This window comes from Dawidia cretensis (assembly GCF_018598175.1).
Lineage (GTDB): Bacteria > Bacteroidota > Bacteroidia > Cytophagales > Cyclobacteriaceae > Ohtaekwangia > Ohtaekwangia cretensis.
Genome location: NZ_JAHESE010000001.1, coordinates 791,913 through 810,453 on the forward strand (window position 1 = coordinate 791,913; position 18,541 = coordinate 810,453).

At 49.4% G+C, this 18,541-nt stretch carries 11 protein-coding genes; 6 read left to right on the forward strand and 5 right to left on the reverse strand.

The window, feature by feature from the left end; genetic code table 11:
• Positions 1–8 precede the first annotated feature (8 nt).
• The 3 genes from KK062_RS03500 to KK062_RS03510 form a co-directional block, all read right to left on the reverse strand.
• Positions 9–3,587 (reverse strand): SusC/RagA family TonB-linked outer membrane protein, encoded by a 3,579-nt coding sequence (locus KK062_RS03500; protein ID WP_254082843.1) that lies wholly within the window; start codon positions 3,585–3,587, stop codon positions 9–11.
• Between the two features lie 126 nt (positions 3,588–3,713).
• Positions 3,714–4,640 (reverse strand): FecR family protein, encoded by a 927-nt coding sequence (locus tag KK062_RS03505; RefSeq protein ID WP_254082844.1) that lies wholly within the window; start codon positions 4,638–4,640, stop codon positions 3,714–3,716.
• Between the two features lie 150 nt (positions 4,641–4,790).
• A complete protein-coding gene (locus KK062_RS03510; protein ID WP_254082845.1) occupies positions 4,791–5,351 on the reverse strand; it encodes an RNA polymerase sigma factor in 561 nt (186 codons plus the stop codon).
• Here KK062_RS03510 and KK062_RS03515 point away from each other — a divergent pair.
• A complete protein-coding gene (locus KK062_RS03515; RefSeq protein ID WP_254082846.1) occupies positions 5,350–6,132 on the forward strand; it encodes a type 1 glutamine amidotransferase family protein in 783 nt (260 codons plus the stop codon). The genes KK062_RS03510 and KK062_RS03515 overlap by 2 nt on opposite strands.
• A gap of 27 nt (positions 6,133–6,159) precedes the next feature.
• Here KK062_RS03515 and KK062_RS03520 read toward each other — a convergent pair whose 3' ends face one another.
• Positions 6,160–7,011 carry an isoaspartyl peptidase/L-asparaginase gene (locus tag KK062_RS03520; protein WP_254082847.1) on the reverse strand — a complete coding sequence of 284 codons (852 nt, stop codon included), beginning with the start codon at positions 7,009–7,011 and terminating at the stop codon, positions 6,160–6,162.
• 5 nt (positions 7,012–7,016) lie between these two features.
• The gene (locus KK062_RS03525) at positions 7,017–7,928 is read right to left on the reverse strand and encodes a cyanophycinase (protein WP_254082848.1); all 912 of its coding nucleotides are present in this window, start codon (positions 7,926–7,928) and stop codon (positions 7,017–7,019) included.
• Between the two features lie 102 nt (positions 7,929–8,030).
• Here KK062_RS03525 and cphA point away from each other — a divergent pair, with 102 nt between their 5' ends.
• From cphA to KK062_RS03550, 5 genes are all read left to right on the forward strand, one after another.
• Positions 8,031–10,652 (forward strand): cyanophycin synthetase, encoded by a 2,622-nt coding sequence (cphA, locus tag KK062_RS03530; RefSeq protein WP_254082849.1) that lies wholly within the window; start codon positions 8,031–8,033, stop codon positions 10,650–10,652.
• 372 nt (positions 10,653–11,024) lie between these two features.
• A complete protein-coding gene (locus KK062_RS03535; protein WP_254082850.1) occupies positions 11,025–11,906 on the forward strand; it encodes an RraA family protein in 882 nt (293 codons plus the stop codon).
• 53 nt (positions 11,907–11,959) lie between these two features.
• A complete protein-coding gene (locus tag KK062_RS03540) occupies positions 11,960–13,420 on the forward strand; it encodes a mandelate racemase/muconate lactonizing enzyme family protein (RefSeq protein ID WP_254082851.1) in 1,461 nt (486 codons plus the stop codon).
• 313 nt (positions 13,421–13,733) lie between these two features.
• Positions 13,734–16,946, forward strand: coding sequence for a SusC/RagA family TonB-linked outer membrane protein (locus tag KK062_RS03545; RefSeq protein ID WP_254082852.1), 3,213 nt, complete (start codon positions 13,734–13,736; stop codon positions 16,944–16,946).
• Between the two features lie 12 nt (positions 16,947–16,958).
• Complete coding sequence (locus tag KK062_RS03550; RefSeq protein ID WP_254082853.1) at positions 16,959–18,494, forward strand: SusD/RagB family nutrient-binding outer membrane lipoprotein; 1,536 nt, start codon at positions 16,959–16,961, stop codon at positions 18,492–18,494.
• Positions 18,495–18,541: the final 47 nt, after the last annotated feature.

Here is an 18,541-nt window from a genome sequence, read left to right on the forward strand (position 1 = left end):
CTGTTCGTTTAGAATGAAACCTGAACATTGAAACCATAGGTGCGTGTCATGGGGAATGCCATGGATTCGATGCCTGAGTAGATATCCGATCCGTTCAGCAGACCCGTTTCCGGATCAAACTGTGGAAACTTCGTAATGCAAAACACGTTGGTGGCATACATGCCCACGGAAGCCCTTTGGAGGAAGTGTGTCTTGGCCAGGATTTTCGAAGGGATCTGGTAATCGAGGCGCAGCTCGCGCAGTTTGATGAAGTCCGTGCTGAATGTGTTCATTTCAGTATTGTCGCGGGTCCATATATAGCTGCTGTAGTAGGTCTGGATGTTGCCGGTCACGGTAGTATTCTTAGTATAAGTAATTGATCCGTCTTCGTTGGTCACGGCATTTACACCTTCGTGTACCAAGCCGTCGTTACGACCGGCTAGCGAGTTGGCAAGCTTACCCTGGTACGACAGCGAGAAGTTCGTAACCGAATACGAGTGTCCGCCGTATTGCGCGGAGAATGTCGCGGCCAGGGAGAAGTTCTTGTACTGTAACCGTTGTACCGTGCCCGCACGCCAGTTGGGATTTACTTTGCCGATGCGGCGATCGGGCGCCTCGTCGAGTACAGGATATCCGTCGGCATTGACGATGTGCATGCCGGATGCATCCACCTTGTTGCCGTTCTCGTCGAGATAAGAAGCGCCTTCCGGGGCTCTTTTGAAACCGCGTCCGTAGAGCACGTGCATTTCTTCACCTACATACGAATACACAAAGGTGCGGCTGCCGATCGTTGTTCCATTGTCGGTCTGCAGGGGTTGGGTGGGATCCCAGCCATCTTGCAATTTTACCAGCTTGTTGATGTTCCTGGCCCAGTTCACGTCAAATGACCAGGTGAAGTCTTTGGTCTTTACGGGCGTGAGCGAAATGGCTACCTCAACGCCTCTGTTGGTGATCTCGCCAGCGTTTATCCGCATGGAGGTAGCACCTGTGACCTGGTCGACAGCTACCGGCACGATCTGGTTTTTGGTGGACGCCGAGTACAGCGCCAGGTCGAACGACATGCGGTGGAAGAGTTTACCTTCCAGGCCGACTTCCCAACTGGCGGTCTTCTCGGGCTTGATCAACGGATCGGGGATCACACCCGGCAGCGTATATCCTCCTGGATAGGATGTCGCATTATAGTACTGATCGCGCGAATAGGCCTGCGTGTCGTTTCCGACATTGGCCCACGACGTCCGCAGTTTTAACATGTCCACCCAAGTTGTGCGCGTGTGAAGGTCCAGCACTTCATCCAACAGGACGCTAACAGCGACCGACGGATAGAAATAGGACCAGTTGGAAGGAGCCAGTGTACTCGACCAGTCGTTGCGGCCTGTGATATCGACGTAGTAGGTATCATTCCAGCTAAGCGACGCCATGCCATAAAAGCTGTTGACGATTTTCTTGATACGGTAGTTATACGGATCGGGATTTATACCCGTCGGCAGGTTTGTCGTATGGTATATGTCCTCTTCGCCCAGCTGGCTGAGCGTGATCTTGCTGTTGAAGTTTTCGTAAATACGGTTGTTGCCACCCACCATCACGGACAGGCCCAGTTGCCCGTCGGCTACGTCTTCGTTCTGGTAACGCAGCATGAAGTCGTTGTTGTTCTCCATCTCGCGTATGGTTTGCTCGCGATAGAAACCATTAGTATAGTCGGTGGTATAGAACGGTCTGCGCTGTGTGCGGAAGTTGTTTGACCAATCCAATCCCGAGCGGAGCATAAACGAAAGATTTTTCGCCAGGTCGGCGGTGACACTGATGTTTCCGAATACCCGGTCGCGGTCTTCCGAGCTCAGGGCTTCGTACAGTGTGCGGTACGGGTTGTAGCCTGCTGTGCTGGGATATACCAGGCCTTTACCATCGGTTCCCCCCGCCGACCAGTTGGCGTAGTTATAACGTCCACTGAAATATTCATTCTTCCAGTCATTGATGCTGTTTACGTTGAATCCCCACACGAGTGAGTACATCGGACTGCTTTCATCATATCCGCCGCTGGGCATGTTGTCGCTTTGTTTGTGATAATAGTTCAGCTTGGCGGCGAGCTTTATCTTTTCCGTTACCGGGGTATTGACCGTGAGCGATACGGTTTGTTTTTTAAAGCCGGTGTTGGGGAGGATCCAGTCGTTGTTGTAGTTGGTTACAGAAAAACGTGTGGAGGTACCCTGGCCGTTGTTTCCGTCGATGGTGATGGTATTGTTGGTTGTAACACCCGTTTGAAACAGGCCGGTGTACCAATCGTCTTGATATACCCAAGGCAGTTTGGTATAGGTGTCGGTGTTCCAGTCTTTGGAGGCGTATAGGTACCGTGTTTTGTTGGCATCGAACTTTTCACCAAACGTGTAGCGCGAGTAGCTTCGTGGTTGCGCCACGCCGTCGGATGCCATACCGGGAGTGATTTCCCACAGCGAATATTCATTTAGGCCCAGGTCTATGCCGTTGCCGTATTCCTTCTGGAAGTCGGGAAAGTATCCGGCCTTTTCGAACGTAACGGAAGAGTTGATTGTAACACCAATACCTTTTGTTTTCTTACCCGATTTGGTGGTGATGATAATGGCGCCATTGGCAGCGCGCGAACCGTACAGCGCGGCGGCTGCGGGGCCTTTCAATACTGTAATGTTTTCGATGTCCTGCGGGTTGATATCACTTGCTCCGTTACCAAAATCTACTGGCGCATCTTCCTGTGCATAGTTACTCACGCTGCGGGTGGCCGTCATACCTGACGAGATGGGCACACCGTCGACCACAAACAACGCCTCGTTGTTACCATAGTTCAGCGAGCGGTCGCCGCGCAATGTTACCCGGATCGATCCGCTGGGGCCGGTACCGGCCTGCTGATAGATGAGCCCGGCTACCTTGCCGGACATGTTCGTCAGCCAGTTGCCGGAAACAGACTTTGTAAGGTCCTCGCCTTCCACTTTTGTGACAGAGTAGCCCAGCGATTTCTGCTCGCGTGTCAGATTCAGCGCGGTCACAACCACTTCATCCATCATCGCGGCATCTTCCTTCATTACGACGTTCACCTGGCTTTGGCTTCCGACCGCTACTTCTTCCAGTAACATCCCGATAAAGGAGAAAGTCAAAATGCCATCGTCGGGAACTCCGGCAATGCTATATTCTCCGTTCGCATCCGAGATTGTTCCGATCGTTGTACCCTTCAACACGATGTTAACACCCACCATCGGCTCTCCCAGCTCGTTCGTTACTTTTCCCCGAATGGGTTTATCGCTTGGTTTTTCCGCGGGTTTTTTTTTCACCGAGATCACACCGTTCGTCAGATTGAAATCGATCGGAAAATGTGCTTGCAACGTGGCCATGATCTCGGTCATAGACTTGTTTGAAATATCCAGCGTAACGGTTTTTTCCAGTTGAGAAATATCCTTTGAATAGGCGACAGCGTACGAGGTCTGGTCGTCGATCTTTTTCAGGATTTCGGGGAGCGTTGCGTTTGTTACCTTCAGGCTGGTGTTAACCGTGCGGTCCTGGGCATGTAGATTCGATATGGTACAGCAGAGACAAAGGAGTAGCCATACCCAACCTTTTTTAGATTGAATAATTGATAATTGCATTTATTACAATACCTTTAAAACAGTTAATAATTGATCCTTAAAATTCAATTTGACTGCCCGAAATCGACTGGCCTTGATCTCGGGCTTTTTTGTGTAATGGTTCTTATTGCATAGGCGCGTGGGGTTTTAACAGGGGTTAGCTTTTAGACATATCTCTCCGGTTCCTTCAAAGGAATATTCAATTCCATAGAGGAACTGAAGGCTTTTCAAAACATCTTCAATATGCCGGTCGGGATAACTTCCGGTAATCGTGCATTTTTCGTCGAAGCTTGAGGTCAGTACGATGTTGACGTTAAACCTCCGGTTGAGCGTATGGATGACCTGCTTCAGGTTGGCCGCTTCAAAAACGATATTGCCGTCTTTCCAGCTATAGTAGTCTTTTGCCTCTACGGGCTCTACCAGCGGTATACCATTTTTATAGTAAACCCGTTGGTCCGTTTCCAGAATGGCGAGCGGCCTGTTGTCGGCTCCTGCCACGCCTACTTTTCCGGACCGCACCACGACAGATGCTTCTTCGCCAGGATAATCTGATACAACGAAACGGGTACCCAGCACATGGGTCTTTAACGTGCTGCTCTCAACTATAAAAGGCTTTGACGGATCATGCTTTACTTCAAAGTAGGCTTCTCCCGAGAGTGTTATTGTCCGCTCACTTCCGCGCATGCGGCTGGAATAGGAAATGGCACTGCCGGAATTGAGGTATGCAACGCTGGAATCAGGAAGCACCACGCGCGTGCGTTCGCCCTGCTGTGCGAGAACGGTGATCGTCGTTTCCTGAAAGCGGAGGATTAGCGGAATAACAGCCGAAAGAAGTACCAGCAGCGATGCCGCCGCCACCAGCATGGCTCTTCGCTGAAAACGCCGGCGGTAAATGGTTCTTTTAAATACTTTTTCGTCGAGTCTGTTCAGCAGAAGCCGGTCGTGTGCCGCGCGTTCGGGTGTAACGCCACCTTCCTGCATCTTTTCAAAAAAATCTTCTACAACCTGCCGTTCTTTGGCAGAAGCTGTTCCCTCAACGTACTTGTTAAATAAATCTCTGATCTTCTCTTCCATCGAAAATACTATGCGTCGTTTTCAGATACATAGTACTATCCCGGGACGCAGCACCTACGCGCTTTTGTTCATTTAACAATTCGGTAATAGTGACAGGCTATTAAACATAAGGTGATGAAGGACAGAGAATATTAAATTAACACAACGGCACTACTGTACACTCAGCCCGATGGTGGCGGCTACTAATACAACACCTGCTTGCTGGCTAAGGGAGAAGCGAAGGAGCTTGAGTGCTTTGTTGACCTGGTTCTCGACCGTACTGACTGACAGGCCGAGCTTTTCGGCGATCTCTTTGTTGGTGAGCTGGTGATAAAATCGCAGCTCGAACACTTGCCTGCATTTTTCTGGCAGTAACGAATCTGCTTTAGTGGTAATCTGTTTGATCAGCTCTTCGGTTTCTTCCCGCGAGAGATCGAGCTCGTGCCGGTTGATGATGTCTACCACGGTGTCAAGCTGCACGTGGGTGAATTTATTGCGTTTGAAATACCGGGCACACTGAAACCGTGCGGCCTGCATGAGGTAGGCCCGGGGCTCCCGGATATCGAGCTCATTAAACCGGTCCCATACATTGATAAAAATGTCCTGGGTGATGTCTTCGGCCCGTGCGTGATCGGAGATGATGTTATACACATACGAAAACAGCAGGTGCCGGTGCTGCACATACAGCTCCCTGAATTCGGCTTCCTTTGTTTCGTTGTTTGAATGTGACATGCAGCAGAACCGACTTGGGGCAGGCGGTTCCGCAATAATACAAAGGCAGGTTTTTGTAGGTGGGTGGGGAGTATTAAGTTATGGTGATGTTTTGGGCAAACGGTTGTGGGCACAGATTTGGCATAATTTTTTGCTCTTTCTTCAGATGAAAGAAAAGACAATTTACCTGTATGTTCTCGACACCCTTTCAGACTGGGAGCCGGGATATGCCCTTGCTGAAATCAACAGCGGCCGTATGTTCAGGAAAGGTGCGCAAAAATTCATCGTCCAGACAGTGGGCGCCGGCAAGGAGCCCATCACTACCATGGGCGGCATAAAGATCAAACCCGACATCAGCGTGACGGAAGTGAGCCTGAAGAACGCAGCGTTGTTGATGCTTATTGGTGCCGATCTGTGGGATGACCCCAAACACCGGCCGGTCCTGTCGCTCACCCGGCAATTTCTTGAATCAGGAATTCCTGTAGCGGCGATATGCGGCGCTACAGGCGCCCTTGCCAACGAGGGGATTTTGGATGAATATCGTCACACCAGCAATGATCCGGGTTACCTGAAACAGTTACAAGGATATTCCGGCGGTGATAATTATGTTATGGAACCTGCTGTGCGCGATGGCGATTTAATAACGGCCAGTGGACTTGCGCCCCTTGAATTTGCCCGGGAAATACTTGCCCGCCTTGATGTGGTAGAGCCTGCCGCACTCACGGCATGGTATAATCTGTATACCACACGGGAAGCGAAGTATTTTTACGAACTGTCAGAACTCTTTCCTCAAGAGGGATAACGTACGAACGGATTTGGGTAGTAGGATTTACTCAAACACGACAAGCTTTTCACCATCGAATGAAGCGAAGACCATGCGGGGATGTGAGTCGATGTAAAACAGATTTCCGTCTTTGTCAAGCGCAATGGCACCGGCAAAACCGTCGAAGGGTTTTAGCTCGGCGAAGGTTCTTTCACAGGCATGACGGAGCGATACACCGTCGCTAACGCGTGTTACGATCTTGATCGCCACTGCACCGCTCACGATATCTTCCCCCACTCCTGTGCACGACACAGCACACGCTGCATTGGCAAAATTACCGGCTACGGTTGCCGAGTCAGATACTCTTCCGGGTATCTCAAATCCCTTTCCGCCTGTCGATGTTGCCGCGGCGAGATTGCCGTGGCGGTCGAGCACCACGCAGCCTACCGTTCCCACTCCCGTGGATGCGAGTTTGGTTTCGTATTCTTGTCTGCGTTGTGTTGTTTCTGTATTGAAGTGCTCGAATCCCTGCATGCGTGCAAAGCGGGTGGCGCCTTCACCGCCCAGAACCCGGTCGTCGACCTGTAATAAACATTCGGCTACCCGGATGGGATTTTTGACATCCTCTATGTTAATGACACCGGAGAATTTCAGACTAACACCATCCATCAGGGAAGCGCTCATGCGGATCTTACCGTCGCGCTGGATTTGTGAACCGGTGCCCGCATTAAAAAGGTGGCAGTCTTCCAGCAATTCGACAGCATATACCACGGTTTCACGCGCGCTATGATCCTGAACATATAGGTATGTTTTCCGGATAATATCGGCCAGGGCGTCCTGCTTGGCTTTCTTTATAGGATCTGTCGTTCCTGCTTCGCTGAAAAAGCCGCCATGTAGTATAATTTTTGCCTGGCTCATCGGGGTTAGAATATTTTTTTCGCCAGTACGTTTTTTGACGCTTTATGTACGATGAGCTTGTGTGTTTCCAGGTCGTACAAACTTCCCTTTGCCATAACATGTACGACAAGATGCTCGATGGAGATAGGCTCTCCCAATTCAATTTCAGTAAGATTGGTATCATTGATGAAGCGGCCATCGACCAGGATTACCAGCCCAGACCCCACTGCTTCCATTTTTTTGCCATCCGTAATGAGCAAGCCTGTATCTTCGCCCAGTCCGATGCCCAGCACCATGGGGTTGCCAACCACGGCCTGGAATAATCTGCCGATCCGGCCACGGTGGACGAAATGGGTATCAATAATAACGTGGTTGATCAGGCCCAGGCCGCTGGTGATCTTTACCTCTCCTTTCAACAAGGCTTCCGTTGCCGAGCCCTGGTAGATCATGTTGCTGGAACATGCTGCGGCTCCCGCAGATGTACCCGCAATAACAACCGACTCATGATGATACTTCGACAGCAAATTGCGATGAAAAGCCGTACCTCCTAAAATAGAAGTAAGCCGGAGCTGATCTCCACCGGTGAACATGACAATGTCGGCTTTTGCCAGGCGGTCGTTGATCGCTTCGTCGTTTGCTTCTTCGCGTGTCTTGATACCGAGTATGCCGAGGTTGGTGGCGCCCAGGTACTGGAACGCCTTTTCATATTCATGGCCTACTTCTTCAGGTACCTGCGAGGCCGTGGTGATTACCTCAATACGTGAATGATCGTTGTGTGCAGACTCGGTAATGATACGTCGCAGAATGCCGCGTTCGAAAAAATTGAAATTCTTCTGAACCTCCTTTTCGTCGTGCTCTTCGGTAAAACTGCCCTTATCGACCGCTCCGCCGACCACAATGAGTTTACCCTTCGGTACCATATCGATCGATTGTTTCAAAATTCCTTCAATGTTAGCCCATTCAGGCCTATAAACAATTTGAATTCGCTAATTACTTTGCTTAACCTTATCGGGTGAAGCAGAAAGCGGATCACTCCCATCATGAAAATACTGAAGATCCAGGCTTTACGCGGGCCCAATATATGGAGCGTTAACCGCAAGAAACTGATCCAGATGCGCCTGGACATCGAGGAACTGGAAGATCGCCCGACCAACATGATCGATGGATTTGGAAAACGCCTGGAGGCGATGTTTCCGACCATGTACGAGCACCGCTGCTCAGAAGGGCGACCGGGTGGCTTTTTTTACCGCGTGGAAAAAGGAACATGGATGGGGCACGTCATTGAGCACATCGCCCTGGAGATTCAAAGCCTTGCGGGAATGGAGACCGGTTTCGGGCGAACGCGTGAGACGAAGACCCGGGGCATCTACCATGTAGTGTTCAGCTATGCGGAAGAGAACGTAGGAATGTATGCCGCAGAAGCTGCCGTGCGCATAGCCGAAGCATTGATTCAAGACAGCGAATACGATGCCGGTGCTGACATTCGTAAGATGCGCGAGATCCGTGAAGATGTTCGTCTCGGTCCGAGCACGGGATCGCTGGTGGGCGAGGCCGCGTCGCGCGAGATACCCTGGATCAGGCTGGGCACGAACTCGCTTATACAACTTGGGTATGGTGTGAACCAGGTTCGGTTCCAGGCTACCATAACGCAGAATACCAGCCACATTGCTGTAGATATTGCTGGAAACAAAGCGCAAACAAAAAAGCTTCTGAAGATGGCTGCTATACCGGTAGCTGCGGGAGATATCTGTTCTTCGGAGGAAGACCTTCAACGAATCATTGAAGAGATCGGTTATCCCATTGTGATCAAGCCCCTCGACGGCAATCACGGTAAAGGTGCTTCCATTAATGTGAATGCCTGGGAGAAGGCGGTGGAAGGGCTTCACCACGCGCAGACGTATTCAAAGCGGGTTATCGTAGAGCGATTTATTACCGGCAACGATTACCGGATACTCGTGATCAATAACCAGGTAGTGGCGGCAGCACAGCGTGTTCCTGCCCGGGTCATCGGTGATGGCGAGCACACGATACAAGAACTCATTGATACCGAAAATAAAGATCCCCGCAGGGGATATGGGCACGAGAACGTGCTGACGGAAATTGCTGTAGACCGGGATACCCTGGACCTTCTCTCCTTGAAACAGTACACGCTAGCCACGGTCCCGTCACAAGATGAGGTGGTATACTTAAAGTCCACGGCCAACCTGAGCACCGGTGGTACGTCTATTGACGTCACCGACAAGATGCATCCGGAAAATATCTTTGTTGCTGAGCGCATTGCTCATGTCATTGGGCTTGATGTCTGCGGCATTGATATTATGGCGCCAAACCTCACGCTGCCATTGAAGGAAAGTGGTGGCGTTGTACTGGAAGTAAATGCAGCGCCCGGATTCCGGATGCACCTTTCTCCTTCTGAGGGCCTGCCCCGCAACGTGGCGGCGCCTGTGATTGACATGCTGTATCCTCCCGGAAAGCCCTCACGAATTCCCATTATTGCTGTGACGGGAACCAATGGTAAGACAACGACCACGCGTCTGCTTGCGCATATTATCAAGAATGTAGGGTACCGCGTAGGATTCACGACCTCCGACGGTATTTATGTTCAAAACCATATGTTGGAGAAGGGTGACACCACGGGCCCACTCAGCGCGGAGTTTATCTTAAAAGATCCCACGGTTCAATTCGCCGTACTGGAAACGGCCCGTGGCGGTATACTACGTTCAGGTCTAGGCTTTAGCCTGTGTGACATCGGTATCGTGACGAATATCGCCGAAGACCATCTGGGCATTAGCGATATCAACACCCTTGAGGACCTTGCCATGGTAAAGTCCGTAGTGGTACGAAGTGTCAAAAAAGATGGCTGGGCTGTATTGAACGCGGAAGATGAAAATTGCGTCGGCCTCGCGAAAGGCCTGGATTGCAAGGTGGCGTATTTCAGCATGAATGAAGCGCATCCCGTTATTGTTGAACATTGTAAAGCCGGGGGAGTTGCCGCGATCTATGAGAATGGATATGTTACCATAAAGAAAGGTGACTGGAAGATCCGCATTGAGAAAGTCACCACCATTCCGCTTACGTTCGGTGGAAGAGCGAAATTCATGATCGGTAATATCCTGGCAGCATCGCTGGCAGCCTACCTATACGGATTTAAAACCGAAGGCATCAGGTTATCGCTCGGGACGTTTATACCCTCTCCGGTGCTCACCCCAGGGCGGATGAATATTTTCAACTTCAAGAACTTTACGGTGATGATAGACTTTGCGCATAATCCAGCGGGGTTCATTGCTATCGATGAGTTCTTGAGCACCATCAACTCGCCGAAAAAGATTGGGATTATGGCGGGTGTGGGCGATCGACGCGATCAGGACATCGTGGAGATCGGAAGGCTTGGGGCGAAGATGTTCGATCACATCATTATACGTCAGGAGAAACATTTGCGTGGACGACTCGAAGAGGATATTGTCGCGTTAGTAGTGGAGGGGATTAAATCGGTTGATAAGAACGTTACCTATGAGATCATTCCAAAAGAAGTCGAGGCCATCAAGCACGCAATCTCCATTGCTGAGCCCGGCACGTTTATCGTAGCACTAAGCGATGTGGTTACAAACGCTATTGATATTGTACAAGAGTACCTGGATAAAGACTCTGAAACCTTCCTGTAAACAGTAAACTGCGATGGAATGCATGAGCGTTGATAATGTATCAACGCCCATGCATTCTATTAAGCGACATCGAGGAACCGTCTCCGACCATTCCTCTCACTACGTAGTGGGAGGAATGGCCGCTCACGTGCAGTTCTAGCATAAATGTAAAAATCATAGTGCACTTTTTGCCACCAGAAATAGGTCCTTCTATTAATTCCCGCCACCGGCGGTGGATTTTGTACAAATACTTAGTGACATCATTTTATCTTAGCAATACAATCAGTTTAACCAAACCGTATGATACCCTTGATTAAAACATTATCACACCCCCAAAAAGCCATTCGATTTTTCATCTCATCAATCCTGGTAATTTTCATACTTGTTGTAAGCATGCAGACAGCTGCCCAGCAGGTGGCGCTTTCGCGGGAACAGGTTATTGCGTTGACGTCAGAATGGAAAGGCGAACGCCTGCCCGATGGACGTCCCAACGTAGCGGACAACCTCCTGGCGCGGCTGAAAAATATTTCACTGGAAGAGGCATGGGGAGTGCTTCGTAATGCCGGATACAACAATCAGTTCGAAGGCGATTGGATGATTCTAAAGCCTGGCCAGGCGCTTGTAGGCCGCGCACTCACGGTACAATATCTACCCAAGCGGCAGGATTACGATAATGCGATCAAAGCAAAAGGGAAGGAGGAGAGTCGCATTGGCGGATTTAACTCCTGGCCCATCGATATGCTCAAGCCGGGCGATATATACGTGGCGGATGGTTACGGAAAAATTATTGATGGCACGCTGATCGGCGACAACCTCGGAAACTCCATCTATACTAAATCAAAGAATGGCGTGATCTTCTATGGATCGGTTCGCGATACTGAGGGCCTCGAGAAAATCGAGGGCTTTAACGCGTGGGTGAAAGGATATGACCCTTCCTACATTCAGGAGATGATGTTGGGAGGGATCAATGTTCCCATTCGTATTGGGCGTGCTACCGTACTTCCTGGCGATGCCGTACTGGCAAAAAAAGGAGGTATTGTATTTATTCCTGCCCACCTCGTAGCGGATGTCGTGATCAATGCGGAGTTTATTGCCTTGCGCGATATGTTTGGCCATCAGCGTCTCCGCGAGGGAAAATATACTGCCGGCCAGATCGATCAGCAGTGGTCTGACGACATCAAGAAAGATTTTTTACAATGGCTTGATCAGAACCCCGATAAGCTCCCGATGTCACGGTCCGAGCTGGATGTCTTCATGAAAAAAAGAACCTGGTGATGTCACCGATATTTGCATAACCAATACACGACAACCATCATCCCCAACATACTATGAAAAATCCATCCGAGAAGTTCCTGGAAAAAATAGGATTAAAACAACCTACTGCGGCGGCTGCGGAACCAGTAGAAAAAGAGAACGACCGCAGAAGCTTTTTGAAGAAAGCCAGCCTGGGCGGCATTGCCCTGGGAAGCTTCATGTTTAGTTCCATCGAGGATACGCTGGCGCAATCTACCTCGAAAGTAAACCGCAGCTCATCGCCTTCCGACCTCAAAATTACCGATATGCGCTTTGCTGTGGTGATGAACGGCCATATGCGCTGCCCTGTTATTCGCATTGATACAAACCAGGGCATCTCCGGTCTGGGTGAAGTGCGCGATGGTGCGTCGCACAAGTATGCCCTGTTCCTCAAAAGCCGCATCTTGGGTATGAACCCTTGCAGCGTGGAGCAGATCTTTAAACGCATTAAGCAGTTCGGCTTTCATGGCCGTCAGGGTGGTGGTGTATGTGCCGTGGAAATGGCACTGTGGGATCTTGCGGGCAAGGCCTATAACGTTCCGGCCTACCAGTTATTGGGTGGGAAGTATAGGGATAAGGTGCGGCTCTATGCCGATACCCCGGAAGGAGATAATGAGGCCGACTTCGTGGCGAAAGTCAATAAACGCATAACGGAGGAAGGATTCACGTTCATGAAAATGGATTTTGGTATTGAGCTGCTGAAAGGCATTCCAGGCACAACCTCGAACAGTAATTTCTGGGACATTGGCAGACAATGGACCAACGAGCCCAACACCTACGGGGGAACGGAGCACCCGTTCACGCAGGTGCAGATCACCGATAAGGGATTGGATCTATTGGCGCAACGTATTTCCATTGTTCGCGAAAAGATTGGCTACGAAATCCCGCTCGCGTCTGATCACTATGGTCACTTTGATCACAATAACGCCATCCGCCTGGGCAGAGCCGTAGAAAAATATCGCCTGGCCTGGCTGGAAGACCTAATTCCCTGGAGATTCACAGAACAATGGCGCCAGATCACTGAAGCCATCGAAACGCCTACCCTTACCGGCGAAGATATTTATCTGAAGGAAGAGTTTATCAAATTGATTGACGCGCACGCTGTGGACCTGGTACATCCGGATCTTGCTACTTCCGGAGGACTTTTGGAGACCAAAAAGATCGGCGACTACGCCGAAGAAAAAGGTGTAGCGATGGCGATGCATTTTGCCGGGACGCCGGTTTCGTTTATGGCCAGTGTACATTGTGCCGCGGCGACGCAAAACTTTGTGGCGCTTGAACACCATTCCGTTGACGTGGACTATTGGACAAGTCTGGTGAAGACTAAAAAGCCCATGATCGAAAAGGGTTTTGCTAATGTACTTGACTCTCCCGGGCTAGGTATTGAACTCAACGACGAGGTTATGAAAAAACACCTTGATCCTGAAAATTCAAGTTACTTCGCGCCCACGCCAGAATGGGACAAAGATCGTTCATGGGACAGGTTGTGGAGCTAGGGACGATAATGGACCTCGCCAGGTGAATTCAGAAAACAAAATAGTTTAGCTTAATTCACCTGGCGTGTAGTCGTTAGCTTTTTGAATATATCCCCCTGTGTAGACTGCCTGTACTATTTTCCCCGATGCGTTCACTGCAATTTTTGCAATCGATTGTATAATATCCTTCGGCGGTTTTTATTGGAAGTTCAGTGTGTCAAAGTTGCGAATATTTAGGGCCTTAAGTTTTTATAGGGCTGCGTAGTGTCATGAGCTCGATCGTGAGTGTATGCTGACGCAGTGTTGTAAAAACGCCAACCTAAATATTTAAACTATGCGAAAATACTACTCTTTGATCGGCGTACTCGTGATGATATTCGAGTTCGTCTTGCCGCAGTATGGTATACGGGCATCCGCCATTCCGCCAGAAACGCCACGACATATTGCATTACCCGTAAGCGGCACGGTTCGGGATGAATCGGGGGGAGTGTTCCCCGGTGTTAACGTTCTTGTGAAAGGTAGTACCCAGGGTACTGTAACGGATTCTGACGGAAAGTATACACTGACCGTTCCCGATGAAAATTCTGTGCTTGTCTTTTCCTTCATTGGGTACAAACAAATCGAAGTGGCGGTAAGCGGAAGGACAGTGGTGGATGTTACGATGGAACCCGATGTGACGTCGCTTGACGAAATTGTCGTGACGGCGCTTGGCATTGAGAAGTCTTCAAAAGCCCTGGGCTATTCGACAGCCAAAGTAAATTCAGAACAGCTCACGGTTAACCGCTCGGCGAATTTAATGAATGCTTTACAAGGCAAAATTTCGGGCGTAAATATATCGGGGCTGGGAACCGGCCCGGGTGGCACGTCGAAGATCAGGATTCGAGGTCAGTCGTCTATTTCCGGACAGAACAATCCATTAATCGTCGTGAATGGGGTGCCCATTGATAATACAAACTTTGGAACAAACCCGAATAATACAGGCACGGATGGCTCGCTTGGCGTGCGAGGCGGGGGCGGGGGTAATGGGAATACCTCCGACGGGGGGGATGGTCTACAAAGTATTAACCCTGACGATGTGGAGAGTATGACCATTCTGAAAGGAGCTACGGCAGCAGCATTGTATGGTTCCCGCGCAAAGGACGGTGTGATCATGATCACCACAAAATCGAAAGGAGACGGAAGGGGCATTGGTATTACATACAACATGAACTATACCAACGAGACACCGTTGGATTATACCGATTACCAGTACGACTATGGGCAGGGTGAGCATGGTGTCCGGCCCACCACGGCGAATCCTAATACAGGGCAGTGGTCTTTTGGTGAGAAGTTTCAGCCCGGGATGACGCAGGTATTGTTTGATGGTGTGACCGTTCCCTATGTGCCCCAGCGCAACATCATACGTGAGTTTTATAGAAACGGTCAGAATATGACCCACACCGTTTCACTGGCAGCAGGAACAGGTAAAGGAGGAATTAATCTTTCCGTGGCGAACATGGATAGCAAGGGAATTACACCGAATAACTCCTTTAATAGAAAAACAATCAATCTTGGTTTTACACAGGAATTATCGAGCAAGTTTAGCTTCAGAGGGAATTTTAACTACTCGAATGAGTATAACAAAAATGCTCCTAATATTGCTAACCAGGATAACTCGATACCGACCGCCCTGTATAGCATGGCCAACTCGATGCCGCTATCGTTGCTGGATCAAAAGAAGTATGATGAGAATGGTAACGAACGTTTTTGGTCGAGATTTCAAAACCGCGCCAATCCCTATTTTGTTCTGGCAAAGCAATTTCAAAATATTCGCAGGGATAGAATTTTTGGAAATATTTCCGCCAAATACAACCTGACCCCATGGCTTTTTGTACAAGGCCGAGTAGGGGAAGATTACTGGTCGCGTGATCAGGACTATAATAATTATCCTACGGGAATACAATCACGGACGAGATCGACCAATCCTGCCTTCGTCGATGGTCTATACACGCAGGAATCACGCAGGTTTAGGGAAACGAACGTAGATTTTCTGGTAGCTGCCAAGAAAGAATTTGGTCACGTTGGCGTGAGTGTGAATGCTGGGGGAAATCAGCTAAAAAGAAGGATGGATTTGAATAGCGTACAGGTAACCGACTTTTCGGTAAGAGACGTTTATCTGGTACAATATGGAAGAGCAAAGGATCCTTCCTATACATTGACGGAGCGAGCAGTAAATTCACTATACGGGTCCGTGGATTTATCCTATAAGAATTATCTTTTTCTGAGTGGCACGTATCGTAAAGATTGGTTTTCAACGTTGGCGCCCGGCAAAAGAGGGGTTCCCTACACATCTGTTTCTGCCAGTTACGTCTTCACGGATGCACTAACGCTACCGCCGTGGGTGACGTCGGGTAAAATACGTGCAGCGGTCGCTCGAGTAGGAAGTGATTCAGATGTGCCTCCATACTCAAACGTGTTATACTATAATATTAATAGCAATTTATTTGCCGGTCAGCCCGTGGGATCTTATGGCGGGCCGAGCCCAAATTCCATACCGAATTCCAGTTTGCAACCAATGACCGTAGACGAGGTGGAAATAGGGTTTGATGTAAATATGTTTGGCAATCGGTTGGGTATCGATGTCGCCGCGTATCAAAAGACGACAACCGACCAGATCGTGTTGGCTCAGATTTCCGATGCCGGTGGGTTTCAAAGTACGAACATTAATAGCGGAAAAAGCAGGAACAAAGGAATCGAGGCTCTTGTCAATGTCGTCGTGGTGGAGAACGAGAATTTTACCTGGGAATTTACCGCCAACACATCCTATAACATTACGAAAGTATTGAGCATCCTGACGAAGACGCCAGGGGAACGGATCACAACGGCAACACACGTGTTCAATGGTGAGCTGCGGCAAGTGGTGGGTGAAGAGGTGGGCCAGCTCGCCGGCTATGCCTATAGACGGGATGCCGACGGCAACAAGGTCTACGGTACAGATGGCATTCCACTGGCAAGCCCGGATATGGTATTGTACGGCAGTGCATTGCCGAAGTGGGTGGGCGGATTTAATAACGCTTTTAACTATAAAGGAATTATGTTCTCTTTCCTTATTGACTATAAGCTTGGCGGAAAAATGATCTCTGGAACGAACTTCAATGCGGTTCGTCATGGGCTACATAAAATGACCTTGTCCGGCAGAGAGGAGGGGGTGATGGGCGAAGGCGTCAATGAACTCGGCGAGCCAAATACGATCGCTGCCCCTTCGGAGAAATATTGGGAGACAGTCCGAACGCGTGCCATTATCGAACCGATTATCTATAACGCAGGATATTGGAAGTTGCGTCAGATTACCCTGGGGTACGACTTTTCTAAATTTTTGCCACTTCAATTTCCCCTAAAAAGTATCAAGCTGAGTTTTGTGGCGAATAACGTACTGATGTTGAAAAAGTGGGTTCCCAACATAGACCCGGAATCATTCGGGTATAGCTCGGATAACCTTGTCGGCCTGGAAGCTACCGGCCTTCCGACGACAAGAAGCTTTGGGTTCAATTTAAATGCTAAGTTTTAACGAAGACACGCCATGAGAAAGATAGTTAATGTCAAAATTATTGCAGCGTTTATGTTGATAGCGACTGCATGCGAAAATGGCTTTGATGAGCTGAATACAAATAAGACCGCTCTTATTCGCGTTGATCCTGTTTTAATGTTCAATGGGGCCGTTATAAATGCGTCGTATACCAGCGGAGGGTCTGGGGGAAGTGTACTCATCTATGATGTGGGAGTTGTTCAGCAAATCACTACTCCGATTTTGGGCGTCGTGTCGGGAGCGAATTTTAATAAGGAGAACCGGGCGGCTGCGGCAACGCTTTGGCAGAATTATTATCCGAATGTCATCCGGCATACAAAGGATGTGATAAATGAGACAGAGGGTTTCCCGGATCGGAGCAATCTGTTAAACATGACTCGTATTATACAGGCATATGCATTTATGGTCCTGACTGATACCTACGGTGATATTCCATATTTTGAAGGAGGAACAGGATATCAGGAGCAAAACTTTTATCCAACGTATGACAAGCAGGAAGTCATTTACCCGGATCTCATTAAAGAGCTGAAAGAAGCCATTGCGGCCTTGAATGCATCGGCTAAAATCGAAACGGCAGATGTATTGTATGCCGGGGATATCGACAAATGGAAAAAGTTCGGAAATTCCCTTTTGCTTCGCGCCGGTATGCGATTAAGTAAGAAGGACCCAGCAACAGCAGAGGCTACCGTACAAAGCGCCTTTGCGGGCGGCGTTATAGCATCCAATGCAGATAATGCTTCTATCAAGCACGACGCCAATTATAGAAACGGCTTTGGCGTTACGCTGAACTCTACGGAAGCCGCGAATTATTATTTAGCGGCTCCTTTTGTGGATTATCTTCAAGATACTGGCGACCCACGTTTATCCGCTATTGCGGTACGCTATGTGGGGGCAACATCCGGAGGTGATCAGGGCATTGGAAAACCCACGGCAACAACGGAGGCGGCGGCGCAGGAGGGAATGCCAATAGGCACGACGACTACCTCGTCCGTCCCGGCAGGCGTGGCAAGCTACTATGATTTTAGCCAGGTAGATCGTGCGCGTATGGCAAACGTGGCGGCACCGATCTTCCTGGTAACAGCGGCGCAGTCGCAGCTCCTACTGGCGGAAGCCAGGAACAGGGGTTGGATAACGACGGGGAGCGAGGAAGATTATTATAATAGTGGTGTAAGACTGCAGATGGAGGAATTAGCAAGTTATGGTGCAGGTTCAGCGATTGCCTCAGATGATATCGATCTATACTTATTGAATAATCCTTATTCTTCCGGAGATCCATTAGAACAGATCAATACCCAATATTGGATCGCTTCTTTCCTGAATGGCCCTGAAGCGTTTGCTAATTTCAGGCGCAGCGGATATCCTGCCTTGACGCCAAATGCAAGCCCAGGTCAGGACATCAGCGATGAATTTATTCGAAGAATAATTTATCCCAGCTCCGAAATTTCAGTGAATAGCGCCAACGTAAACGAAGCAATTGCCAATATGGGCGGTGACAAACTGGATACGCGTGTATGGTGGGATAAGCCATAAAGATCAGTGTGGTCAGACGACCGATTTTGTAGCAGACCCCACGCGGG